Here is a 23,958-nt window from a genome sequence, read left to right as displayed (position 1 = left end):
AGTATTCTGAAACTTGTCGCGTTGTCTGCGGGGCTGCAAAACGGTGATGCGCATCTGAAAAACTTCGGCGTACTTTACGAAGATTATGCAGAGCAGTCATCCCGTCAGGCTCGCGCCGGCGTACGACATCATCACAACGTCGGTTTATATCAAGAGCGACAGCATGGCGCTGCTGCTGGCGGTTCGAAAGCCTGGCCCAAGTACAAGATGTTGGTACGGTTTGGTCGTACGGCATGCAACCTGACCGAGGCGCGTTGCAGCGAATTACTGCAACAAGTGGCTCATGGCATGCAGATGGCGATGGAGGAAATGGCCGAATACAGTCGCAGGCATCCCGAGTTTGCCGAAGTGGGCGAGGCGATGATCGAACAGTGGACTTCCGGCCTGCAACGCAGCTTGATCAAGGGCTGATGTTCAGCGCAACTGATCGCGAAACTGCCCCGGTGTCATTCCCGTCCAGCGTTTGAACGCGCGGCTGAAGCTGCTGGTGTCGGCAAACCCCAGCAGGTAACTGACTTCACTCAACGAACACTGCGGATCGCGCAGGTGCAGTAGCGCGAGGTTCTCGCGGCTCTCGTTGAGCAGCGTGTCGAAGCGACAGCCCTCATCCGCCAGATGCCGTTGCAGGCTGCGCAGGCTCAGGTGCAAAGCCTGGGCGATGCGTTCCGCGCTGGGTTCGCCTTCGGGCAGTTGTTCTTCGATGGCGTCGCGCACCTTACGCTCCCAGGTCAGCGGTTTGAGCTGAGCCAGGGTGCGCTTGAGCACCGCTTCGTTGTGTTCGGCGAGTTCCGGGTTGGCGTCATCGAGGTGGCTGTCGAAGTCGGCGAGGGCGAACTCCAGGCGATCTTCGGCGCAGGAGAAATGCACCGGGGCGCGGAACACCTTGTGCCACTGATGCGCATCCGACGGTTCCGGCCGGCGCAGGTACACCGCCAGCGGCGCGTAATCGCGACCGAGGCGATTGCGGCAGGTGCGCACGTAGATCGCGGCAAAGGCGTCGATGGCTTCGAAGGCCGGCGCCGGATTGCCTGACGGAATTTTCAGACGGAACAGGTAGCGGTCATCGCTGCGGCTCAGCTCCAGTTCCAGCGCATCGCTGACCACCGGGTGATAACGCACGATGCGCTCGAACACCTCCCGCAGGCTGCCGCTGGCCACCAGCGCGTAACCGAGCGCATGGAACGTGGTCGGGCTGACAAAGCGCGACACTCGCAGTCCGATCGCCGGATCCCCGCTGAACTGCACTGCCAGTTGCCATAGGCGCGTGGTGCCGGATAACGGATAACGCGCGTTCGGGTCGTCCATCAACTGCGGATCGAGCCCGGCCTGTTGGCACAGGCCAAGACTGTCCAGCCCCAGCGCATCGAGTTGCTTGCGCAAGGCACGGGTCCAGCTGGCGAGCGAGGTCGGTTCCTTCATGCTGATTGGCGCTTCCGGTCAACAGGTTGGCGTTCACGGCTACCATCAATAAAGCTTTCGCGAGGCAGGATGCAAACATCAATAAACAGAGGATGGAAGCATGGACCGTACTTCTGCAAGTCCCCAGCGACACAATGCTGCCCAGCGATCAGCGCATATTCGCGAAGTGGTGCTGGCCAAGGGCGTCGAACTGCGCGAGCGTTACCCGATCCTGCAGCATCAGGACGCCCTCGGTGCCGGCATTCTGGCCTTCGCCCTGGTCGGGATGATCGGCTCGGCGGCGCTGTATATCACTGGCCATATGGCGTGGTGGGTGTGCCTGCTGCTGAACGCATTTTTCGCCTCCTTGACCCATGAGCTGGAACACGACCTGATCCACAGCATGTATTTCCGCAAACAACGGCTGCCGCACAACCTGATGATGGGCCTGGTGTGGCTGGCGCGGCCGAGCACGATCAATCCGTGGATCCGCCGCCATCTGCACCTCAATCACCACAAGGTCTCCGGCACCGAAACCGACCTGGAAGAACGTGCGATCACCAACGGCGAGCCTTGGGGGTTTGCGCGCTTGCTGATGGTCGGCGACAACGTGATGTCGGCGTTCATCCGCATGCTGCGGGCCAAGACCTGGGCGCACAAAATCAACATCATCAAGCGCACGCTGAAGGTCTATGCGCCACTGGCGCTGGTGCATTGGGGCGCGTGGTACGTGTTCCTCGGCTTCCATGCGGTGAATGGCATCGCCTACCTTATGGGGTCGTCGATTGAATGGTCGGCGACCACGCTGTCGGTGATGCAGGTGATCGACATCGCGGCAGTGGTGATCATCGGCCCGAACGTGCTGCGCACCTTTTGCCTGCACTTCATCAGCTCGAACATGCATTACTACGGTGACATTGAGGCGGGCAACGTGCTGCAGCAATGCCAAGTGTTGAACCCGTGGTGGTTGTGGCCGCTGCAGGTGTTCTGCTTCAACTTCGGCAGCAGTCACGGGATTCACCATTTTGTGGTGAAGGAGCCGTTTTACATCCGGCAGATGACCGTGCCGGTGGCGCACAAGGTGATGCGCGAGATGGGCGTGCGGTTCAATGATTTCGGCACGTTCGGGCGGGCTAACCGGTTTGTTCGCAGGGATGAATTGGCGCAGGAAGAGGTGCGTACTGCCAGGGCTTGATGGGTGAGTGTGAAGGCCTATTCGCGAGCAGGCTCGCTCCCAAATTGGATCGTATTCGCAAATCCGGATTGTGGGAGCGAGCCTGCTCGCGAAAGCGATCTATCAGGCAACATCAATCCGGCTGAAACGGCGAAGCACTGAGAATCACCCCAGTCTCCTCCACATATTTCTGCCAATGCCCGATCAAGGTGCTGAGCTTGTCCGGCTGACTCGACGCCAGATCGTGAATCTCCCCCGGATCGCTGCTCAAGTCATAAAGCTGCCACGTCGCCGGCCCCACCGGCCCGGGGATCCACACCGCTTTCCACGAACCCTGGCGAATTGCCCGGCGACCAAACAATTCCCATCCGGTGACGGTATGCTCGTCGTGCACCTGCGCCGTCTCGCCGGACAAAAAGCCCAACCATGATTTACCGCGCAACGGCGCCACCGGTTTACCGTGCCATTGCTTGCCCGGATGGCGTACGCCCGCCAGATCGAGAATGGTCGGGGTGACGTCCATCACCGTGCCGAAGCCATGGCTGATCTGCCCTTTGATTGGCAGTTGCGGATAGTGCAGCAGCGCCGGTACCCGAATCCCGCCTTCGGTGGTGAACGCCTTGAACAGCCGTGACGGCGCGGTCGCCACCTGCGCCCAGCTCGGCCCGTACCAGACGTAGGAATTGGCACGACCGATGTTGTCGAGGCTGTTGTCGTAATGCTGGTTGAGGTAGGTCAGCAGTTCCGGGCCGAACTTGGGGAACGCTTCCAGCAGCGCGCCTTCGGCACCGTTATCGGACATGAACAGGATGAAGGTGTTATCGAGCTGGCCCTGCTGGCGCAGATAATCGACCACCCGGCCGATATTCCAGTCCATGCGCTCGACCATCGCCGCGTAGACCTCCATGGCCCGCGCGGAAATCTGTCGTTGCTCAGCGCTCAGCGCAGCCCATTGCGCATTCAGTTGAATCAGTGGATGCGGCTCGACATCCGGCTCGATCAGCCCCAGCGCCTTGAGTTTTTCCAGGCGTTCCAGACGCAAGACTTCGGGACCGGCGTCATAGCGGCCACGGTATTTTTCGACAATGTCAGCCGGCGCCTGCAACGGCCAGTGCGGTGCGGAGAAGGGCAGATAAGCGAAGAATGGCCGGCTCTGGTCGCGCTCCTTCAGGTACTGCAGCAGCTTGTCGCCGAAGGCATCCGACGAGTAGAAATCCTTGGGCAATTCGTCGACAAAAGTGTCGTCTTCGATATACAGCGCCGGGGTCGATTTCAGCAGGCCAGGGGTGTGTTCATCGTAGGTCGGTTCGAACCCATAGTGGTTGGCCGCACCCGGCAGAAGCGAGAACGAGCGTTCGAAACCACGAGCCTGCGGCGCCAGTTCAGCGGTCAGGCCGAGGTGCCATTTGCCGCTCATCAAGGTTTGATAACCGGCCTCGCGCAGCAGCTCGGGCAGGGCCACAACGCGGTCGTTGAGATAGCCCTCGTAACCCGGTTTGCCGATCAACTCCGGGGTCAGCGCTTCGGCCATGGTGCCGATGCCGGCGATGTGGTGGTCGGTGCCGGTCAGCAGCATCGAACGGGTTGGCGAGCAGGTCGGTGCGGTGTGGAAATCGGTCAGGCGCAGGCCGTTGTTGGCCAGGGCATCGAGGTTCGGCGTGGCGATTTCGCCACCGAATGCGCCGATGTCGGAGAAGCCGAGATCGTCGGCCAGAATCAGCAGAAAGTTGGGGCGTTGCGGCATCGGAAAACTCCTCTCAGCAGGCAATGAACGACAACGGCAGATCGCGGATCTGTACCGGCAGGCTCGGTTGGTAATGGTCGTCACTGGTCAATTCGTGCAGCAGCTCTTCGCGCAACTGATGGAAATCGAAACTGCTGCGCTGACGCGGGTGCGGCAAGGCGATGTCGACCACTTGCTTGATCCGTCCCGGACGCGGCTCCATCACCACCACGCGGTCGGCGAGAAAGATCGCTTCTTCGACGTCGTGGGTGACGAGGATCGTGGTGATCTTCGCCCGGTCACGAATCGCCAGCAGCTCGTCCTGCATTTGCTGGCGGGTCAACGCATCAAGGGCGCCGAAGGGTTCGTCGAGCAGCAGAATCCGTGGGCTGGCGACCAGTCCACGGGCAATCGCCACGCGCTGGGCCATGCCGCCGGAGAGCTGGTGCGGATAGGCGCGGGTGAAATCGCGCAGGCCGACCAGGTCGATGAAATCGTTGATACGCTGCTGCTTTTCAGCGGCGCTCAGCGGTTCGTTGACCAGACCGAGACCGATGTTGTCGGCCACCGTCAGCCACGGGAACAGCCGATGCTCCTGAAACACGATGCCGCGCTCGCCACCGATGCCGTTGACGGCTTTGCCATCGACGCTGATCTGCCCGCGAAACTGCGTATCCAGACCCACCAGCAAACGCAGCAAGGTGGATTTGCCGCAACCGCTGGAGCCGACGATGGCGACGAATTCGCCCTCGGCGATGTCGAGGTTGAATTCGCGAATCGCCTCCAGTTCGAAACCGTCGACGTCGAAGGATTTGCCTACGTGGGTGAAGCTGACAATCGGTGCGTTCATGCGTGTCTCCAGCGAGTGGCGCGAATTTCCAGGCGTTGGCCGATGAGGTTGAGCAGGGCGCCGGTGAGGCCGACCAGCAGCATCCCGGCCATGATCAGGTCCATGCGCAGCAGTTGTTGGGCGCCGATCATCTGGCTGCCGATGCCACCGTTGGACGGCATGAAGTATTCGGCGCCGATGGTGCCGAGCCAGGCGTAGATCAGGCTCAGGCGCAGCCCGGCGAAAATCCCCGGCGCCGCACCCGGCAGCACTAGACGACGCAGGCGCTGGCCGAGGCTCAGACGCATCACCTGCGCGGCTTCGTTGAGTTGTGGCGAGAGGTTGGCGACGCTGCGCTGGGTGGCGATGAACAGCGGGAAAAATGCGGCGAGGGCGACGAATACCCACTTCGCCAATTCACCCAATCCGAACCACGCGGTGAGCAGCGGCACCCAGGCGAAAATCGCGATCTGGCGAATGGCAGCGAGGGTCGGGCCGAGCAGCCGTTCGCTGGTGCGCGACAAACCCAGCAACAGGCCGAGGGCGAAACCGAGTCCGCCGCCCAGCAGCAACCCGCCAAGGGTCCGACCGAGGCTTAACGCCATGCCGCTGATCAGCGTGCCGTCGAGCAGACCGTTTTTTGTTGTTTCCAGCACCGCCAGCGGGCTGACCAGAATGTTCGCATCGACCCACTGCTGATCGCTCGCCACTTGCCACAAACCGATCAGGCTCAGCGGCAAGAGCCACGGTTGCAGGCGTTGCCAGCCTTCATAACGCGGGCCACGACGGATTTCCGCAGTGGCCGGGTGCGGCCAGTGCACCAGTTTGCGGTCGAGAAAACCGATGCCGCGATCCATTGCTACACCCAGCACACCGATGACTACGATGCACACGAACACGATGTCGAGCATGAACAGTTGCCGTGCCCAGACCATCAGGTAGCCGATGCCTTCGCTGGAGGCCAACAGTTCCACCGCCAGCAATGAAGTCCAGCCAGCGGCCAGGGCCAGACGCACGCCGGCCATGAACGCCGGCAGCGCGGCAGGCAACACCAGACGCCGGATCAGCAAGTACGACGGCAGGCGCAGTACAGCGGCGGCTTCGCGCAGTTTCGGTTGCGCATCTCGAACGCCGACCAGGGTGTGCAGGGTCACCGGCACCACGATGGCCTTGATCAGCACCACCAGTTTCAGCACTTCGCCGATGCCGAAAAACACCATGAACAGCGGAATCCACGCCAGCGTCGGTACCTGTGCCAGACCGGCGAACGTCGGGAAGACCAGACGTTCGAGACGCCGGCTGAAGCCCAGCGCGGCACCCAACAGCGCACCGGCGCAGATCCCTGCCAGCAAGCCCCAGAGCAGACGTTGCAGGCTGATCCACAAATGACTCCACAACTCGCCCTGGGACAGCTCGATGGCGCTGTTCCACACCAGCGATGGCGCCGGCAGGATCTGCTCGCTCATCCATTGATTGCGCGCGGCCAGCCACCACAGAGCGAACAGGCTGATCGGCAACAGCCACGGCAACAGACGGTGGTTGAGGCTTGGCCACACCCGTCGACTTTTCAGGGGCGGCGCGGGCAGCGGCAGGCTGAGCAGGGAATCACGGGCCATGGGTGACCTCCGTTGTCGGGTTGGATCGGGAGCAAGATCAAAAGATCGCAGCCTTCGGCAGCTCCTACAGGGAGACGCGTCCGTGAATTCGCCCCTGTAGGAGCTGCCGAAGGCTGCGATCTCTAGCGGTATTAGCTATAAACAAATTGTTATAAGCGATATGTAAAATATTGAATTTGGAGATAAGCAGCGCCATTTAAGGCTTCCAGCGCATCGCGCATCCAATGCATTCGAAGAATATTTTCGATGCTGTTAATGCATACACCGCTGCAGCCCGCGTTATTGCTTGCTTAGCTTTAAAAGCTATAAAAATGTGCATTTATAGTATTTAAGCGAAGGTCGCGCTTCGGCCTACTTTCGGCTCCTCAACGCCCGTCGTGATCAAGGAGCCGCACCCATGAACCTACCCTTCAAACGAGTCTTCAGTCTGTTTGCCATCCCGGCACTGGCGGGCCTGCTGGCGTTTTGCGCGCAGGCCGACGAGCTCAAGGAAATCAGGATCGCCGTGCCTGACCTGAGTGCCGGCACCCAGCACAGCGGCGGCGGTGTAGTGGACGTGCTGCGTGATCAGCAGATCTTCGAAAAAGCCTTCGCCGATCAGGGCATCAAGATTCAGTGGAGCTTCTTCAAGGGCGCCGGGCCGGTGATCAATGAGGCGTTTGCCAACGGTCAGGTCGATCTGGCGTATCTGGGCGACCTGGCGGCGATCATTGGCAAGTCCAATGGCCTCGACACGCGGCTACTCAGCGCCAGTGCGCGTGGGGTGAAGCAATATCTAGGCGTGGTGCCGGGGTCGGGGATCAAGACTTTGCAGGATCTGAAAGGCAAGCGCGTGGCGATCTTCCGTGGCACCGCCACGCAGTTGTCGTTTGATGCGGCGTTAGCCAGTCAAGGCTTGAGCGAGAAGGATCTGAAGGTGATCAATCTCGACTTCAGCGGGGCGGTTGCGGCATTGGCGGCGAAACAGATCGACGCGTCGTGGGGCAGCTCAGGGCTGACGGCGCTGCAAGCCAAGGGGCTGGCTGAGTTGCCGCTGAACACCAAGGATCTGGGCGGCGCCGGTAGCGTGCAGTCGGTGCTGGTCGGCACCGGCAAGTTTGTCGACGGGCACCCGGAGGTCGTGGCCAAACTGCTCAAGGCGCAGCAGCAGGCGGTGGAGTGGCTGACTCAGGACAGCAACAAGGACGCTTACGTGCAACTGGTGTCGAGGCTGGCGAGTTATCCACCGGTGATCCTGACCCAGGACCTGCAGGATCAGAAACTCAGCGAGGTGTTCCCGTCGACGCTGGACCCGGTGTTCCTCGGCAAGTTACAGGACTCGGTGGATCTGGCGGCGCAACAGAAGTTGATTCGCAAGCCGTTCAAGGTCAGTGATTGGGTGGCGCCTGAACTGGCGGCGGCCAAGCTTTAAAAGCAAAAGATCGCAGCCTTCGGCAGCTCCTGCAGGAGAATACGTTCTCTTCTAGGAGCTGCCGAAGGCTGCGATCCTTTGATCTTCAAACAGCGACGCTGATTGACTGTTTATCCACAGTCACCAACGTCTCGATCATCGCTCTTGCTGCCGGTGACAAGCGAAACCCGGTACGACTGACAATCCCGCAGCGTGCGTTCATGCTATCCAGATTCTGCGGCAGGTTGCGCCAGTGCAGCAGCGCCAGCGAACCCTGAGCAATGTCCTCGTAAAACGCCTCTTCCGTACCGATGCCGATGGCATTCGATTGCAACACCACTTTTACCAGCGCCGGGAAATGCTCGGTCTCGATGGTTGGCGAAAAATCGATCCGGCCGCTGAGGTTCGCCAGCAGTTTGCGAATTCCCGGCGGGATCAGCGTGGTCGCCAGCGGGTAGTCGAACATGTCGTTGGTCGACAGGCTTTCCTTGGCCAGCAGTGGGTGCCCGGGACGGCAGAAAAACACCCCGCGCTTGGGCGTCAGGGCCTGGGTCTGAAAATTCGGATCGGCCTCAAAATGACGGATGTCGGCGATGAAGAATTCGATCTCTTCGCGGCTCAGCGCGCGGCTGAGTTTCTCCCAGTTATCCACCTGAAAACAGGTGCGCACTTTCGGGTGCGCGTTGATGAATTGCGCCACCGCATCCGGCACCAGTTTCACCGCCGGGGCCGGGCCGCAGCCGAAGTGCAGTTCCCCAGCATCGAGCTTGGTCATCTGCGTCACCTCGGCACTGAGCAGCGCCGCGCCTTGCACCAGGGTCAGGGCGTGTTGCAGCACCACCTGGCCTTCGGGCGTCGGGCGCAGATCCTTGTTGCCGCGATCCACAAGCACGCAGCCGAACTCCTGCTCCAGCCCTTGAATGCTGCGGCTGAACGCCGGTTGAGTGATGCCCATCGCGTCCGCCGCACGGACAAAACTGCGGTGTTCGTTGAGGGCGATGAAGTAGCGCAACTGGCGAAGATCCATATGCTTTTCCGGCATCCTAAAAATAGCTCGAAGGCATTTGCGACGAGGGTTGCTTGAGGTTTTAAATGCAAGCTCTTATTCCGTCAACGAAGCATGTGAATATCTATTAGATGTAAATGGAATATAGATAGAGCGATGTTTCGCTGCCGCCCAACCGCAAGCAGTCGATGAGGGTCTACCCATGAGCAATGCCGCACTCGCTGTAAAACCTGCTGTCCATGCGCTGGAAATCCATCCGGTGGCCGGCCGAATCGGCGCCGAGATTCGTGGCGTGCACCTGTCCGGGGAACTGGACGCCGCTACCGTCGAAGCCATTCAGCAGGCGCTGATCCAGTACAAGGTGGTGTTCTTCCGCGAGCAGACCCAGCTCGACGATCAGCGCCAGGAAGCCTTCGCCCATCTGCTCGGCGAACCTGTGGCGCATCCGACCGTACCGGTGCGTGAGGGCACGCGGTATCTGCTGGAACTGGACGGGGCCGAGGGCCAGCGCGCCAACTCCTGGCACACCGACGTGACCTTCGTCGAGGCCTATCCGAAAGCCTCGATCCTGCGCTCGGTGGTGGCCCCGGCCTTCGGTGGCGACACCCTGTGGGCCAACACCGCGACCGCCTACAACGAACTGCCGAGCGAGCTGCGCGAGTTGGCGGACAAACTGGTCGCCGTGCACAGCAACGAATACGACTACGCCAGTGCCAAGCCAGACGTGTCGCCGGAGAAGCTTGAACGCTATCGCAAGATCTTCACCTCGACCGTCTACGAGACCGAGCACCCGGTGGTCCGCGTGCACCCGATCAGCGGCGAGAAAAGCTTGTTGCTGGGGCACTTCGTCAAACGCATCAAGGGTTATTCGCAAGCCGATTCGGCGCACCTGTTCGGCCTGTTGCAGAGCCATGTAATCCGTCAGGAAAACACCGTGCGCTGGCGCTGGAAGGCTGGCGATGTCGCGATCTGGGATAACCGTTCGACTCAGCATTATGCGATTGATGATTACGGTACTCAGGAGCGCATCGTGCGGCGGGTGACGCTTAAGGGTGAAGTGCCGGTTGGGGTTTCGGGGCAGAGTAGTCAAACCATCAAAGGGCTTGATATCGGCGGCGTTTGATCGGGCCCTTTCGCGAGCAGGCTCGCTCCCACAGTGGAAATGTGTTGAACACAGTGGATGTGAACAACATATGGCCCTGTGGGAGCGAGCCTGCTCGCGAAGCTTTTAATTCACCAAACTCCAATCTGCACGACTTTCTCGGTCTGCGGCTCGCCATAGCGAAACCGCTGCCCGCGCAAATCAATCTCCTGATGACTGATCGTGGTGCGCCGCTTCAAGCTGCGCACCCATTCAAACAGATACCCCGCATGCTCCTCGCGCACCGCCGCGTATGCCGGGTCCTCACCCAAATCACGCAGCTCCTGCGGATCATTCAACAGGTCAAACAGCTGCGGCCGGAAGCCGTCGTACGCCAGGTATTTCCAGCGCTCGCTGCGCACCATGGTCATCCGGCAACGGTCGATCGGCTGACCCAGACGCTCGCGGGCCGGGGCCTGAAAGGCGTAGTCGTATTCGCTGATGGCGTAGCGGCGCCAGTCGGGATTTTCGCCGTGCAACAGCGGGATCAGCGAGCGTCCTTCCAGCCGATGCTCGGCGCCCGGCAGGCCCAGCGCCTGCAGAAACGTCGGCAATGCATCAATGGTTTCCGCCAACCGCTCGTCCACCGTGCCCCGAGTGATGTCCGCCACCGCGCGCGGGTCGCGCACGATCAATGGCACCCCCACCGCTTGCTCCAGCAGAAACTCCTTCTCGCCCAGCCAGTGATCGCCGAGAAAGTCGCCGTGATCGCTGGTGAACACAATCAAGGTGTCATCCCAACGTCCGTTGCTCTGCAGAAAATCGAACAGCCGCCCGAGTTGATCATCCACCTGCTTGATCAGGCCCATGTAGGTGGGGATTACATTCAATCGTACTGAATCACGGGAGAAGTTGAGGCTTTCCTCGTGCTGGCGAAACGCTGTGTATACGGGGTGTTTGCTGGCTTCGGAGGGCGTCGCGCGGATCGCTTCGAGAATCGATTTCGTACTGTACAAGGCGTGGTATGGCGCCGATACGATATAGGGCCAGTGCGGTTTGATGTAGGAAAGGTGTAAACACCAGGATTTCTCACCTTGCTCGGTGATGAAGTCGATGGCTCGATCTGTAGTGTAGACAGTCTCTGAGAACTGCTCGGGAATTCGTGCTGGCAAATGCGCATGACGCATCTGCCAGCCGCTGAGTATTTCGCCGTTCTCGCCTTCGGCGGCGTTGGCCCAGTCGTGCCAAGGGTTGCGCCCGTCGAAGCCCTGCTCGCGCAGGTAATGGGTGTAGGGTGCGGATTCGCGTTTGTCGTCGAACAGTGGGTCGTCGGGGAAGATCCCGTCGTGGCGAAAATACGGTTCGAAGCCGACCTCGTTGAGCACCTCGGCCTGCGTGCTGTCCGGGTTGATCGCCAGTCGTTGCAAGGCATCGACGTTGGCCGTGGCGTGGGTCTTGCCGACCAGCGCGGTGCGGATGCCGTGGGGGCGCAAGTAATCACCGATCGTCAGTTCTTCCAGCGGCAACGGCACGGCGTTCCATGCGACCTGATGGCTGCTGACGTAGCGCCCGGTGTAGGCCGACATCCGCGACGGCCCGCAAATCGTGCCCTGGGTGTAGGCGCGGCTGAAGCGCACGCCGGCGGCGGCCAGGCGATCGATGTTCGGCGTGTGCAGATGCGGATGGCCATAGCAGGACAGGTAATCGCGGCGCAGTTGATCGCACATGATGTACAGCACATTGCGCACGGGGTTTTGCGGGTTGGACATGGGGTTCACCGGTCAGAAAGACAGGCGAGGGTTGTCGCTTTCGGCGGGGGTGTTCGGCAAGTGCATTTGGGGAATGGATTTTATGCAGGGATTGCATTGGCGCCTGTAACGGCCTCTTCGCGAGCAGGCTCGCTCCCACAATGGATGGTGGTGAGTGCAGAATTTGTGATCGACGCTAACTCTGTGGGAGCGAGCCTGCTCGCGAAGGCGTGCTGTCAGACGGCAAAATTTTCCAGCGAACACACCTCGTCATCCACCGCATCAATCGCCTTGATCTGCTCAATCATCGCCTCGGCCAGCGGCGACAACCGATAGCCCGCCCGACTGACAATCCCGTAGCGCGTGTACAGCTCCTCCAGATCATCCGCCAAGCCCTCGATCCGCAAACACGCCAGCTCACCCTTGGCCTGATGCAGTGCATCGGAATACGCGCCGACGATGCCGATGGCATCCGAGCGCAGCACCACGCTGAGCAGGCTTGAGCTGTTTTCGCATTCGACATTGGGGGTGAAATCCGGGCGGCCGCTGAGGTCGACGATGACCTTGCGCAGGTTCGGCGGACGAATGCTCACCGCCAGTGGATAACTCATCAGTTGCTCGGCCGAGACCCGTTCAAATGCCGCCAACGGATGCCCGGCACGACAGCAGAAATGCCATTTGCGCGGCCGCAAGCGGTACGTCAGGTAATCCGGATCGGCCTCGAAGTGTCGAGTGTCGGCGACGAAGAATTCGAACTCCTCACTGAGCAGGCGTTTGCTCAGGCTTTGCCAGTCATCGACCTGAAATTGCACCCGCGCTTTCGGGTAACGGCCGATGAACGCGCCGATCGCGCGCGGGATCAATCCCGCCGCTGGTGCCGGGCCACAACCGAAACGCAGCTCGCCCGCTTCCAGACCATTGAACTGGCTGATCTCGTTGGCCATCTGCTGCGCGCCGCTGACCAGTCGCCGCGCATGTTCGAGCAGCACCTGACCCTGTTTGGTCGGCGGCAGGTCCTTGCGCCCGCGATCGACCAACTGACAGCCGACGCTGTGTTCAAGTGCCTGAATGCTGCGGCTGAACGCCGACTGCGACAGGTTCACCACCTGCGCGCCGGCGACGAAACTGCGTTGTTCGGCGAGGGCAATGAAGTGTCGAAGCTGGCGCAGGTCGATATGCATTTTTCACATAAAAAATATCCGGGAAATGCATTGGATATGCATTAGGTCGACTCCTTATAAAGGCAATCTCTTATGCAGTAAATCTTTGTAAAAACATAAATAAATAACTTAAAAGAATATGCAGCATTGAAGATGTCTGCGTGTTTTTTGACCAGGAGCCGCGCCATGAGCCCGTTGAACCTTGCGTCACCCTTAACGCCACGACGGCTCAAACGCCTGCCTCTGGCCCTGTTGCTGGCGGGGAGTGCCAGTTGGACTCACACCTACGCCGCTGACTCTGAAACCCCGCCGCCGGCTCCCGCCGGCAAGGCTGCGGCCAATAGCTCGCAGCTGGAAACCGTGACCGTCACCACCCGCCGTCGCGAAGAAAGTTCGCAAGACGTGCCGACGCCGATGAGCGTGGTCAGCGGCCAGACTCTGGAGACGCAGCGGGTCTACCGGATTCAGGATTTGCAGCAACTGGTGCCGAGCGTCAATGTCGCCTACATGCATGCGCGCCAGTCCAGCGTGTCGATTCGCGGCCTGGGCAACAATCCGGCCAGCGACGGTCTGGAAGGCAGTGTCGGTCTGTACATCGACAACGTGTATCTGGGCCGTCCGGGGATGGCGGTGTTCGACCTGATGGACATCGAACAGCTCGAAGTCCTGCGCGGGCCACAGGGCACGCTGTTCGGCAAGAACACCACCGCCGGGGTGATCAACATCAGTACCCGCGCGCCGACCTTTACCCCTGAGCGCAGCATCGAAACCTCGTTCGGCGAGGACAGCTACTTCCAGACCAAGGGCACTATTTCCGGGCCGATCAACGATGAACTGGCCGGACGTTTTTCGGCCTATCGCACCCGCAGCGACGGCGACATCAAGAACGAATACAACGGCCATGACCTGAACGGTGGCTCGCGCGATGGCTTCCGTGCGCAGTTGCTGTTCAAGCCCAACGAAGATTTCAATCTGCGCTGGATCGGCGATTACAACGAAGAGGACTCCAGCGCCGGCACCCGCGTGCTGTACAACACCGGGCCGACCATCAACGGCGTCAATCTTTATCAATCGCGGGCCAATGCCGCAGGTGCGACGCTGGTCAACGGCTCGCACCGCAAGGTCAATCTGGACAACGATCAGCACGTCACCGTGCATCAGGGCGGCACGTCGGTGGAGGCCAACTGGACGCTGCCGAGCGATTTCACCCTGACCTCGATCAGCTCCTATCGCTTCTGGAATTTCACTCCGGCCAACGATGATGGTCTCAACGTCGCGGCGACCTACAATGCCGGGGTTTCGGTCGAAGACAAACAGTACTCGCAGGAATTTCGCCTGGCCTCGCCCAAGGGCGAGTTCTTCGATTACGTGGTGGGCGCGTACTACTTCGGCTCGGATCTGGACAACAAATCCTTCGCCTATTACGGCCCGCAGGCCGACATCTGGAACGGCACGCCACGCGGCGCGCTGGCCAACGTCGGCAGCGTCGGCAACGGCCACATCAAGACCGACAGCTTCGCGCTGTTCGCCCAAGGCACCTGGCACCTCACCGAGCGTCTGGACTTCACCGCCGGGGTGCGTGGCACCTATGAAGAGAAGAACGCCTGGGTCACTCGCGATGCTCCGGTCGGTGGTGCCACTGTCACCGGTGCAGCGGCTACGGCACGTCGCGGTCGCGCTGGCGCCTATGACTCTGGCGATCTGAATCAGTACAGCTCCAGCCCGTCCGGGTTGCTCAACCTCAGCTACCGCATCACCGATGATCTGCTCGGTTACGCCACGCTGTCCCACGGTGAAAAGTCCGGCGGGGTGAACCTTGCGGTGGGGTCTGCGCCAACCGCCGGCGCCGACTCGCTGCTGATCGGTACCGAGCGTGCCAACAACGCCGAACTCGGCTTCAAAAGCACCCTGTGGGACCGGCGTCTGCAGCTCAACGCCAACGTATTCTGGACTCAGGTCAACGCCTATCAGACCAACGCCTACGACGACGTCAACCGTGTGCAATACCTGACCAACGCCGGTTCGGTGCGCTCACGTGGCGTCGAGTTTGAAAGCACGGTGATTCCGTTGCGCGGCCTGACGCTGAACTTCAACGGCTCTTACAACGACGTCAGCTACCTCTCGTACAAGGATGCACCGTGCCCGCCGGAAGTCAGTCAGGCACCGGGCGCACCGACGTCCTGCGACCTCAGCGGCCATCAAGTGGTTGGCGCGTCGAAATGGATCGGCAACGCCAACGGCGAGTACAAATGGAATCTGGCCAACGGCTTCGAACCCTACATCACCGCCAGCTACGCGTTCCGCTCGAAAGCGGTGGGTACAGTCGAGGATTCCGACTACGGGCAGATCCCGAGCTACGCGGTGGTCAACCTGTCCACCGGTCTGCGCGGCGATTTCAATCAGGGCCAGTGGGACGTTTCGCTGTGGCTGAAAAACGCCTTCGACAAGACCTACTACACGACCCTGTGGACCGGCGGCAACGGCGGTTATGAAGGCCTGCTCGGTACGCCGCGCACCCTCGGCGTTACCGGTCGCTATGACTTCTGATCTGTCATTCAAGGAGCTGCATCATGTTGCCAGGCAAAACCGCTTTAGCGCTGTTGTTATCCGGCGCAGTGTCAAGCAGCGGGGCGTTCGCCGCCCCCAGCGTGTACCCGACCGGCGTCACCCGTTACGACCCGGACAAGGCGTTCAACCAATACGTGATTTTCAGTGGTGCCGACAAGCAGACGCACCTGATCGACATGGACGGCAACGAGGTGAAAACCTGGCCGCAGGCGGGTTTCCCGTCGGCGATCATCGACCCGCAACTGGTCGGCGGCGAGCGCGGGCATGTGCTGTTGCAACTGAGTGACAAGGATCCGGGCAAGCTCGGCTCCGCCGGCAACGGTCTGGGCAATCAGAGTGTCGGCGAGCTGGACTGGAACGGCAAGGTTGTCTGGCAGTGGGGCGACAAGGCGCCCGGCGGCGCAGCGCAGCAACACCATGATCAGCGACGCCTGAGCAACGGCAACACCGTGGTACTGGCGAACAAGGTACACCCGGTCAAAGGCTTCAAAGTGCCCGAGGTGATCGACGATGCGATCTATGAAGTCAGCCCCGACGGGCAGGTGAAATGGCAGTGGCTGGCCTCGGAACACCTGAACGAATTCGGCTTCACCCCGGAACAATTGAAACTGGTGCGCGCCAGCGACAACCCGGACTATTTGCACATCAACAACCTGAGCGTGGTCGGGCCGAACAAGTGGTTCGATGCCGGGGACAAACGCTTCAATCCTGACAACCTGTTGCTCGATTCACGCAACGCCAACTTCATCGCGATCATCGACAAACACAGCGGCAAGGTGGTCTGGCGCCTCGGCCCGAACCTGCCGCTGATCAACCCGAAAACCGCGCAGAAACTGCCACGCCCGGTGGATCAATTTGTCGGCCAGCACGACGCGCACATCATCCCTGCCGGGCTGCCCGGTGCGGGCAACCTGCTGGTGTTCGACAACCAGGGTTCGGCGGGGTATCCGAATGTCACCCTCGGGCTTATTTCCGGCTCGCGAGTGCTGGAAATCGACCCGCAGAAAAATGAAATCGTCTGGCAGTACAGCGCGGCGAATTCGAAGCAGCCGGGGTGGGCGTTCTATAGCTCGTTCATCAGCAGCGCGCGACGTTTGCCCAACGGCAATACGCTGATCGACGAAGGCATGAACGGGCGGTTTTTCCAGGTCACGACCAGCGGCGAAAACGTCTGGGAATACGTCAGCCCATATCTGGGTAAAGCACCGGGCAGCGACGCAATCAGCAACTGGGTCTATCGGGCGTTGCCCGTTAGTTACGACTGGGTGCCGAAGGGTACGCCGCGCTCGGAAACGGCCGTGATTGCCCCGACCTCGGCGACGCAGCAGACCAGCGCCAGTCGTTAGTTGAAACGGAATTAATGCTCGAAGGAATGGCAATAAGATATGTGCGGTTTGAATAGTGCTTATTGCAATTTCGTTGAAAAGTCGCGTGGACAATAAGTGAATGGCCAACCATCCTGAGTGTCGTGAGTTTCCAGGAGGAAACTTGCTCTCAGCGGAAGACACTTATCCAACGATAAAGGAAATCACGTTATGTCGAGCATTAATGGAACTTATGTAAACGCTAACGCTGGCGCCAAACTGACGATTACCGACGGCAACGACTCCAACGGCACCTTCAGCGGCAAGTTGAGCCAGAACGGCGTGAACTACGACATCGCTTACGGGCATTACCATTTCCAGAACAGTACCGGGCAGCCGACGATCATCACGATCTCGGCGTTGAATGAGGGTACAGGCTATCAGGCCTGGACATTGTTCTCGCCGGATCACAACTATTCGAAAGTTCGTGCGGCGGGTTCGCGCAATAACTTTGATGGTGATGTTGTTAGCCTGGCTGGGGAGTTTGTTAAACAGTAATTGTGTGTCGCAAAAAAACCGCCATGCTAATGAAGCCTGGCGGTTTTTTCTTACATGAAATAAGTCATTTTCATGTTGGTTGTGCTTCCTGTGGATGACAGCGTTTGCGGGTGTCTGATTCTAAGCTCGCGGTGAACTTAATCATTCGATCAGGACGCTTACATGCAAAACGCACTTTATTCCAACACACTCGACGGCCCCTCTCTGACCATTGTCGATTCCGATGACCGCACCGGGGTCTTCGGCGGCACGTTGCATCACCAAGGCATCAACTACGGCATCGTCAATGGCCGTTATGCCAGCCTCAACGGCTACCAGCCGCCCACCGTGGTCACGCTGATTGCCAATAACCAGGATCACGGTTATTTCGCCCTGACCCTGTTCTCGCCAAGTCGCGGCACCCATGAATTGCGCGGGCACTGTGTGCGGGTCACCTATGACGGCGTGGTCAGCAGCCTGCCGGGCGACTTCGTTCGCCACGCATGAGGCGCAGTCAGCGCCAGATTTCTCTCTCAAAACATCAAGCAAGGATGCTGCACATGTTCACGATCAACGGCGTTTATCGTCATGAACCTTCAGATACAACCTTGACCCTCGTCGAGGGCGATGATCGCTCCGGCAGTTTCACCGGCACCCTGTCACTGTCCGGCATCAAGTACCCGATCGAATTTGGCAATTTTCATTTCAGGCATGGTTTTTCAACAGGCCCTGTCGCCATCTCTTTCAATACGCTGCTGGACGACGGCATGGTGCAAGCCTGGGTGATGTTCTCACCCGATCAGGCCTACACACGCTTGCGGGCACTGGGCAGCGCGGCGGACATGATGGGCAACATCGGGTTGAACGGCCTGGAATTCATCCGGCAAAACCGCTGAAGAAGCGCGAAATGAACGGGTTTCGCATGCCTTCGCCGAATATTTTTCATGCTTCAAAAGCATTGTAAATTTTCGTTGCGGCGCAAGCCCTTACAGGGCGTGGCCTGGCGGGAATCGGCTGAATCTTATATGCATAAAAAATCTAACCACATCGATAAAAGTTACTTTCGGAGATAAGCGATTGCTCCAATGATTCACCCAACGACCGGTCGCCCGGGGGATGTTTGCGGCGACCGGTCGGGTACTTCGCAAAGAGACCGCAGGGAGTGAATCAATGGGCAATGTCCAGACCGCCGCCAGCGCACAGGAATTGCTGTGGCGTCAGACGCCAAGTGGCGAACTGGTCGATCTCGGCCGGCCGCATCGTGTGCCGCTGGGGCAGCTGCGTTTGCAGCGTGCGCCCAAGGGCATTCTGCGCCGCCGTGAAACCATTCTGCTCGGTGTGCTGGCGCTGCTGGTGCACGGCGCGGTGATCTACTGGATCAACCAGCATCCGACGCCAGCGCTGCCGATCGTGCCGCCGGAAATTCCACCGATGACCATCGAGTTTTCGCGGCCGGCGCCACCCGCGCCGCCAGTGGTCGAACCGCCGCCACCGGCACCGGTCGTTGAGCCACCGCCGCCGGTTGAAGACGAGTTGGCGGTGAAGCCGCCGCCACCCAAACCGATTCCCAAGCCCAAGCCGAAACCCGTGGCCAAACCGGTGCCGAAACCGGCCCCCAAAGCAGTCGAACAGCCTCCGGCGCCGCCACAACCGGCCGCTCCGGTCGCCGCTCCGGCACCGCCCGCGCCACCGGCTCCCGCGCCAGTGACACCGGCCTCGGCCAACGCGGCGTACCTGAAGAACCCGGCGCCGGAATATCCATCGCTGGCCCAGCGTCGCGGCTGGGAAGGCACGGTGATGTTAAGGGTGCACGTATTGGCCAACGGCAAACCCGGTGAAATTCAGATTCAGAAAAGCAGCGGTCGGCAGCAACTCGACGATGCGGCGCTAAGCGCGGTCAAGCAGTGGAGCTTTGTGCCGGCCAAGCAGGGTGATGTCGCCCAGGACGGCTGGGTCAGCGTGCCCATCGATTTCAAGATTCATTAAACCGAAACCTATTCGCGCTAAATGTTTACACGAGGGAATACATCATGACGTTACTGGCCTCTCCACTGGAATCCATCGAAAGCGCGGTGATCTGGCTGCTGGTGGTTTTTTCCGTTGCCACCTGGGGACTGGCGCTGCTCAAGGCTGTGCAGTTCGGTCGTCTGAAGGCGCAGGATCGCAAGTTTCATAAACGCTTCTGGGCGGCGTCGAGTCTCGATTCCGCCGCCGAATTGAGCGAAACCCAACCCGGCGCTGCGGCCCGGGTGGCACAGGCCGGTTACGCGGCGATCCAGGTGGGTGAGGCGCCGCAGGCCAATGACCTGAGCCAGGCGATCAACCATCAGGATCGCCTCGAACGTGCCTTGCGTCAGCAGATCGTCCGCGAACGGCGTTCGCTGGAAACGGGTCTGGCGGTGGTCGCAAGTATTGGTAGTACGTCGCCGTTCATTGGTTTGTTCGGCACGGTGTGGGGAATCATGGAAGCGTTGAAAGGCATCAGCGCGGCAGGCTCGGCGAGCCTGGAAACCGTTGCCGGTCCGATTGGCGCGGCACTGGTCGCCACCGGGGTGGGGATCGCGGTCGCAGTGCCGGCGGTGCTGGTTTACAACTACTTTTTGCGTCGCCTGAAACTGACGGCGGCGGATCTGGATGACTTCGCCCACGACTTCTACAGCCTGGCGCAGAAGAGCTCGTTCCGTGTGCTGATCCACCCGACTGCGAACAAGGTCGCGGTACCGGGCAATGCGACAAAAGTGAAGGAGGCGTCCTGATATGGCCTTCTCCACGCAAGACAGCGACGAGGTGCTGAGCGAGATCAACGTGACGCCGCTGGTGGACGTGATGCTGGTGCTGCTGGTGGTGTTTATCGTCACCGCGCCGCTGCTGACCAACGCGATCCCGATCAATTTGCCGAAGACCGAAGCGGTGGCGCCGGTCGAGCAGAAAGATCCACTGGTGGTGAGCATCGACGGCGCTGGCAAACTGTTTATCAACAAGGATGAAATTCAGCCGGACTTGCTGGAATTCAACCTCAAGTCGGCCAAGGCCAAGGACCCGGAAGTGCGCGTGCAATTGCAGGCCGACGACGGGGTGAACTACGGCGAAGTGGCGCGGGCCATGGCCTCGATCGAGCGGGCGGGGATTACCAAATTGTCGGTGATCACCGCGCGGTAACAGGATTTACGTTTTTCCGGGGCCGTCTCCTTGGCAGGGTGCGGCCCTTTTTTTATCCCGGTTTTAACCCACACGCGATCCCTGTAGGAGCCTTCGGCAGCTCCTACAAAAGGCAACTTATATTCTTTATGGGTCTTAATAAATAGCTTCTTATTCCTTAACGAATATAAATCCCGTCCCTATACTCGATCAGGAACAGACACGACGCAGGAGAGCTCCCCATGCGCAACGAATCAATCCGCTACCTGATTGTGCCGGGCTGGCAAGGATCGCCAGAAGATCATTGGCAAACACACTGGCAGAACAGCCTGCCCAACAGCGCACGAGTGGAGCAGGCCGACTGGCTGACACCGCGCCGTGAAGACTGGGTCGCGGCGCTGGCCGAAGCGATTGCCGCCGACAGCACGCCGGTGATCCTGATTGCTCACAGCCTGGGTTGCATCACCGTTGCGCATTGGGCTGCCACCGCGCCCGTGCAATACCTGCGTCAGGTGCGCGGCGCGTTGCTGGTGGCGCCGGCGGATGTCGAGCGTCCGGCCTGCGCGCCGGCACTGCGCAATTTTGCGCCGATCCCGACCGACCTGCTGCCGTTCCCGAGCCAGGTGGTCAGTTCCGACAACGACGCCGCCGTCAGCGCCCCGCGTGCCCTGGAGCTGGCGCGCAACTGGGGCGCCGAAGCGGGGATTCTTGCGGGGGCCGGGCACATCAACGTCAAGTCCGGACATCAGCGCTGGGAGCAGGGTTTCGCTTATCTGTATCGCCTGCAGAACCGCCTGGAACACCACGCCCGGCGTCGCGCTTGAACCTTTTTCTTTTCTGAACGCCCCCGTCTGCCGGCGGTTCTGGGCGGGAGTCTGCCATGAGTTTCGAAACGTTCGGTCAGCCGTTGCTGACCTTTCCCGATGCGGAAAAAAGTCCTCTGAGCATTCGCGCCAAGGCGCTGGTGTTCGTCGATCCCCGCTCCCGCCAGTTGCGCGAGGAGCTGGAGCACCTGGCGCCGCGTGCCATCTCGGTGTTGATTCGCGGCGAGACCGGCACTGGTAAAGAGCTTCTCGCGCGACATATCCATCGTGCCAGTGATCGCAGCGGTCTGTTCGTCTCGGTCAACTGCGGCGCGATCAGCCCGACCTACGCTGATGCCGAGCTGTTCGGCTATGCCGCTGGCAGTTACACCGGTTCGGCGAGCAGTCGCGCCGGCTGGTTCGGTTCGGCCAATGGCGGCACCTTGTATCTGGACGAGATCGGCGATCTGCCGTTGCCGATCCAGATCAAGCTGCTCGCCGCCCTGGAAAATCATGAAGTCACCCGCGTCGGCGCGCATCAGCCAAGCCCGGTGGATGTGCGGTTGGTCGCAGCCACCAGTATCGATCTGGCACAAGCGGTGGACGCCGGAAAATTTCATGAACGGCTCTATCACTACCTCAGCGAAGGTCAGCTGGAATTGCCGGCCCTGCGCGAGCGGATTGGTGACATCCTTTCGCTGGCCGAGTATTTCCTCGGCATCTACAGCCAGCGCCTTGATCTGCCGGTGCCATTGATCAGCGAAGCGGCGCAGCAGCTGCTGGAGCGCCACAGCTGGCCGGGCAACACCCGAGAGCTGGAAAACGTCATTCACTTTGCGCTGCTGGTCAGCACCGGCGATGAAATCCTGCCGGAGCACCTGAACCTGCCACAGACGCTGGTGCAGATCGAAAGCCAGATCAAGCAAATCCTGGAAAATGGCACCGCCGCCGATCAGCAGGCGCTAAAGCAGTTACTGAAAAATGCAGGTCTCGTGTAGGAGCTGCCGCAGGCTGTGATCTTGTGATCTTGTGATCTTGTGATCTTGCTTCTTGCGCATTTAACCCATTGAAAATAAAAAGATCACAGCCTGCGGCAGCGCCTACATGTCTATCTCGCGCGTATGAGCAAAATGGAATATCAAAGTGAATAAACGTTATTGTCCTGGAATAAAAAATCCCGGTATTGTCCGCTTCACGCCAGAGATAGCACTTCACTGGCACTCGTATTAATAGCCGTCGCCATTCGCGACCGTGATTCTCGATAAGGACACTGCATGAAAAAGGTTCTGTTGTTTACCGCATTGGCGGCTGCTCTGACGGCTTCCCTGGCCCAGGCCGGCGAGAAACTGGTGGTGGCGGCGACTCCGGTGCCGCACGCGGAAATTCTCGAGCTGATCAAACCGACCCTGGCCAAAGAAGGCGTGGATCTGGAAATCAAGGTCTTCACCGACTACGTGCAGCCGAACGTGCAGGTTGGCGAGAAGCGTCTGGACGCCAACTACTTCCAGACCAAGCCTTACCTGGACAGCTTCAACGCTGGCAAATACAAGGACGACAAGTCCAAGTACCTGGTGACTGTGCAAGGCGTGCACGTTGAACCGTTCGGTGGCTACTCGAGCAAGTACAAGAAACTGGCTGACCTGCCGGACGGCGCGACCATCGCCATTCCGAACGAAGGCAGCAACAGCGGCCGTGCCCTGATCCTGCTGCAGAAGGCTGGCCTGATCGAACTGAAAGATCCGAAAAACGCGCTGGCGACCCCGAAAGACATCGCCAAGAACCCGCACAACTTCAAGTTCAAGGAACTGGAGTCGGCCCTGCTGCCACGTGTGCTGAAGGAAGTTGATCTGGACATGATCAACACCAACTACGCGCTGGAAGCCAAGCTGAACCCGACCAAGGATGCGCTGGTGATCGAAGGCGCTGATTCGCCGTACGTGAACTTCCTGGTGGCCCGTGAGGACAACAAGAACAGCGACGCCATCAAGAAACTGGCCGCTGCGCTGACCAGCCCGGAAGTCAAAGCGTTCATCGAGAAGAAGTACAACGGCGCGGTATTGCCGGCGTTCTGATCCAACGCTTGAACCACCCCTTCAAGGTATGAAAACGTCGATGGCCAGTGATGGTCATCGGCGTTTTTTTGCGTGCTCGATTTGTGGAATCGCCACAAGATCTAAAGCCAGAGGCAAAAGATCGCAGCCTGCGGCAGCTCCTACAGGGAGCGCGATCTTCTGTAGGAGCTGCCGCAGGCTGCGATCTTTTGATCTTGAAGTGTGGTAACTCAGGCCACTTGAGTCTTCAACGCCCGGCGCAACGCCACGAGCAATTTCACGATGTCCTGCGGATCCAGTCGCTGCGGCACTTTTACGTCCATGTTGTCTTCCTTGTAATGGTTTGGCCGGGGGAGTCTGGCCAAAAGCTGTTCGTCCTTGGAGGGCTTTCATGCAAAAAAGATCCGTCCTACAGCGCAAGGGAAAATAGCC

Annotated in this window: 21 protein-coding genes and 1 pseudogene; 15 read left to right on the top strand and 7 right to left on the bottom strand. The window is 59.9% G+C overall.

Annotated elements, in window-relative coordinates; translation table 11 throughout:
• A pseudogene (locus BW33_RS21280) lies at nt 1-411 on the top strand (HipA domain-containing protein); the annotation flags it as partial.
• Nucleotides 412-414: 3 nt separating this feature from the next.
• On the opposite strand, the gene BW33_RS21275 reads toward BW33_RS21280, so the two are convergent.
• Nucleotides 415-1,419 (bottom strand): AraC family transcriptional regulator, encoded by a 1,005-nt coding sequence (locus tag BW33_RS21275; RefSeq protein WP_047601016.1) that lies wholly within the window; start codon nt 1,417-1,419, stop codon nt 415-417.
• 100 nt (nt 1,420-1,519) lie between these two features.
• On the opposite strand from BW33_RS21275, the gene BW33_RS21270 reads away from it, so the two are divergent.
• A complete protein-coding gene (locus BW33_RS21270) occupies nt 1,520-2,593 on the top strand; it encodes a fatty acid desaturase (RefSeq protein WP_047601015.1) in 1,074 nt (357 codons plus the stop codon).
• A gap of 112 nt (nt 2,594-2,705) precedes the next feature.
• Here BW33_RS21270 and BW33_RS21265 read toward each other — a convergent pair whose 3' ends face one another.
• From BW33_RS21265 to BW33_RS21255, 3 genes are read right to left on the bottom strand one after another with little or no spacing between them, the layout of a single operon-like run.
• Nucleotides 2,706-4,316, bottom strand: coding sequence for an arylsulfatase (locus tag BW33_RS21265; RefSeq protein ID WP_047601014.1), 1,611 nt, complete (start codon nt 4,314-4,316; stop codon nt 2,706-2,708).
• Between the two features lie 13 nt (nt 4,317-4,329).
• The gene (locus tag BW33_RS21260; protein WP_047601012.1) at nt 4,330-5,145 is read right to left on the bottom strand and encodes an ABC transporter ATP-binding protein; all 816 of its coding nucleotides are present in this window, start codon (nt 5,143-5,145) and stop codon (nt 4,330-4,332) included.
• A complete protein-coding gene (locus tag BW33_RS21255) occupies nt 5,142-6,740 on the bottom strand; it encodes an ABC transporter permease (protein ID WP_047601010.1) in 1,599 nt (532 codons plus the stop codon). The genes BW33_RS21260 and BW33_RS21255 overlap by 4 nt, the downstream gene beginning before the upstream one ends.
• 397 nt (nt 6,741-7,137) lie before the next feature.
• On the opposite strand from BW33_RS21255, the gene BW33_RS21250 reads away from it, so the two are divergent.
• Nucleotides 7,138-8,151, top strand: coding sequence for an ABC transporter substrate-binding protein (locus BW33_RS21250; RefSeq protein WP_047601008.1), 1,014 nt, complete (start codon nt 7,138-7,140; stop codon nt 8,149-8,151).
• A gap of 85 nt (nt 8,152-8,236) precedes the next feature.
• Here the strand turns inward: BW33_RS21250 and BW33_RS21245 are convergent, their stop codons facing one another.
• Complete coding sequence (locus BW33_RS21245; protein ID WP_047601007.1) at nt 8,237-9,157, bottom strand: LysR family transcriptional regulator; 921 nt, start codon at nt 9,155-9,157, stop codon at nt 8,237-8,239.
• Between the two features lie 181 nt (nt 9,158-9,338).
• Here BW33_RS21245 and BW33_RS21240 point away from each other — a divergent pair, with 181 nt between their 5' ends.
• Nucleotides 9,339-10,259 (top strand): TauD/TfdA dioxygenase family protein, encoded by a 921-nt coding sequence (locus tag BW33_RS21240; RefSeq protein WP_047601005.1) that lies wholly within the window; start codon nt 9,339-9,341, stop codon nt 10,257-10,259.
• 110 nt (nt 10,260-10,369) lie between these two features.
• Here BW33_RS21240 and BW33_RS21235 read toward each other — a convergent pair whose 3' ends face one another.
• Both BW33_RS21235 and BW33_RS21230 read right to left on the bottom strand, forming a co-directional pair.
• Nucleotides 10,370-11,986, bottom strand: coding sequence for an alkaline phosphatase family protein (locus BW33_RS21235; protein WP_047601004.1), 1,617 nt, complete (start codon nt 11,984-11,986; stop codon nt 10,370-10,372).
• A 215-nt stretch (nt 11,987-12,201) separates the two neighbouring features.
• Nucleotides 12,202-13,146, bottom strand: a complete 945-nt coding sequence (locus BW33_RS21230) for a LysR family transcriptional regulator (protein WP_047601003.1) — start codon at nt 13,144-13,146, stop codon at nt 12,202-12,204.
• 165 nt (nt 13,147-13,311) lie between these two features.
• Here BW33_RS21230 and BW33_RS21225 point away from each other — a divergent pair, with 165 nt between their 5' ends.
• From BW33_RS21225 to BW33_RS21175, 11 genes are all read left to right on the top strand, one after another.
• Complete coding sequence (locus BW33_RS21225) at nt 13,312-15,672, top strand: TonB-dependent receptor (protein WP_047601002.1); 2,361 nt, start codon at nt 13,312-13,314, stop codon at nt 15,670-15,672.
• 23 nt (nt 15,673-15,695) lie between these two features.
• On the top strand, nt 15,696-17,039 hold the full coding sequence (locus BW33_RS21220) for an aryl-sulfate sulfotransferase (protein WP_047601001.1): 1,344 nt from the start codon (nt 15,696-15,698) through the stop codon (nt 17,037-17,039).
• Between the two features lie 189 nt (nt 17,040-17,228).
• Nucleotides 17,229-17,555 (top strand): hypothetical protein, encoded by a 327-nt coding sequence (locus tag BW33_RS21215; RefSeq protein WP_047601000.1) that lies wholly within the window; start codon nt 17,229-17,231, stop codon nt 17,553-17,555.
• Nucleotides 17,556-17,717: 162 nt separating this feature from the next.
• Nucleotides 17,718-18,041 (top strand): hypothetical protein, encoded by a 324-nt coding sequence (locus BW33_RS21210; protein WP_047600999.1) that lies wholly within the window; start codon nt 17,718-17,720, stop codon nt 18,039-18,041.
• 53 nt (nt 18,042-18,094) lie between these two features.
• Nucleotides 18,095-18,430: a hypothetical protein gene (locus tag BW33_RS21205; protein ID WP_047600998.1), complete on the top strand. Its 336-nt coding sequence runs from the start codon at nt 18,095-18,097 to the stop codon at nt 18,428-18,430.
• Nucleotides 18,431-18,704: 274 nt separating this feature from the next.
• The gene (locus BW33_RS21200) at nt 18,705-19,520 is read left to right on the top strand and encodes an energy transducer TonB (RefSeq protein ID WP_047600997.1); all 816 of its coding nucleotides are present in this window, start codon (nt 18,705-18,707) and stop codon (nt 19,518-19,520) included.
• 44 nt (nt 19,521-19,564) lie between these two features.
• Nucleotides 19,565-20,290 (top strand): MotA/TolQ/ExbB proton channel family protein, encoded by a 726-nt coding sequence (locus tag BW33_RS21195; RefSeq protein WP_047600996.1) that lies wholly within the window; start codon nt 19,565-19,567, stop codon nt 20,288-20,290.
• A gap of 1 nt (nt 20,291) precedes the next feature.
• Entirely contained in the window at nt 20,292-20,693 is a 402-nt protein-coding gene (locus tag BW33_RS21190; protein ID WP_003220570.1) for an ExbD/TolR family protein, read from the top strand.
• A 221-nt stretch (nt 20,694-20,914) separates the two neighbouring features.
• Nucleotides 20,915-21,496 (top strand): alpha/beta hydrolase, encoded by a 582-nt coding sequence (locus BW33_RS21185; protein ID WP_047600995.1) that lies wholly within the window; start codon nt 20,915-20,917, stop codon nt 21,494-21,496.
• A 56-nt stretch (nt 21,497-21,552) separates the two neighbouring features.
• Nucleotides 21,553-22,473, top strand: a complete 921-nt coding sequence (locus tag BW33_RS21180; protein ID WP_047600993.1) for a sigma 54-interacting transcriptional regulator — start codon at nt 21,553-21,555, stop codon at nt 22,471-22,473.
• Between the two features lie 276 nt (nt 22,474-22,749).
• Complete coding sequence (locus BW33_RS21175; protein WP_027611172.1) at nt 22,750-23,547, top strand: MetQ/NlpA family ABC transporter substrate-binding protein; 798 nt, start codon at nt 22,750-22,752, stop codon at nt 23,545-23,547.
• The last annotated feature ends 411 nt before the right edge of the window (nt 23,548-23,958 follow it).

The organism is Pseudomonas sp. RIT288 (genome assembly GCF_000631985.1).
GTDB lineage: Bacteria > Pseudomonadota > Gammaproteobacteria > Pseudomonadales > Pseudomonadaceae > Aquipseudomonas.
The sequence above is the reverse complement of the archived record's forward strand: the minus strand, read 5'-3'. Positions and strand labels throughout refer to the sequence as shown.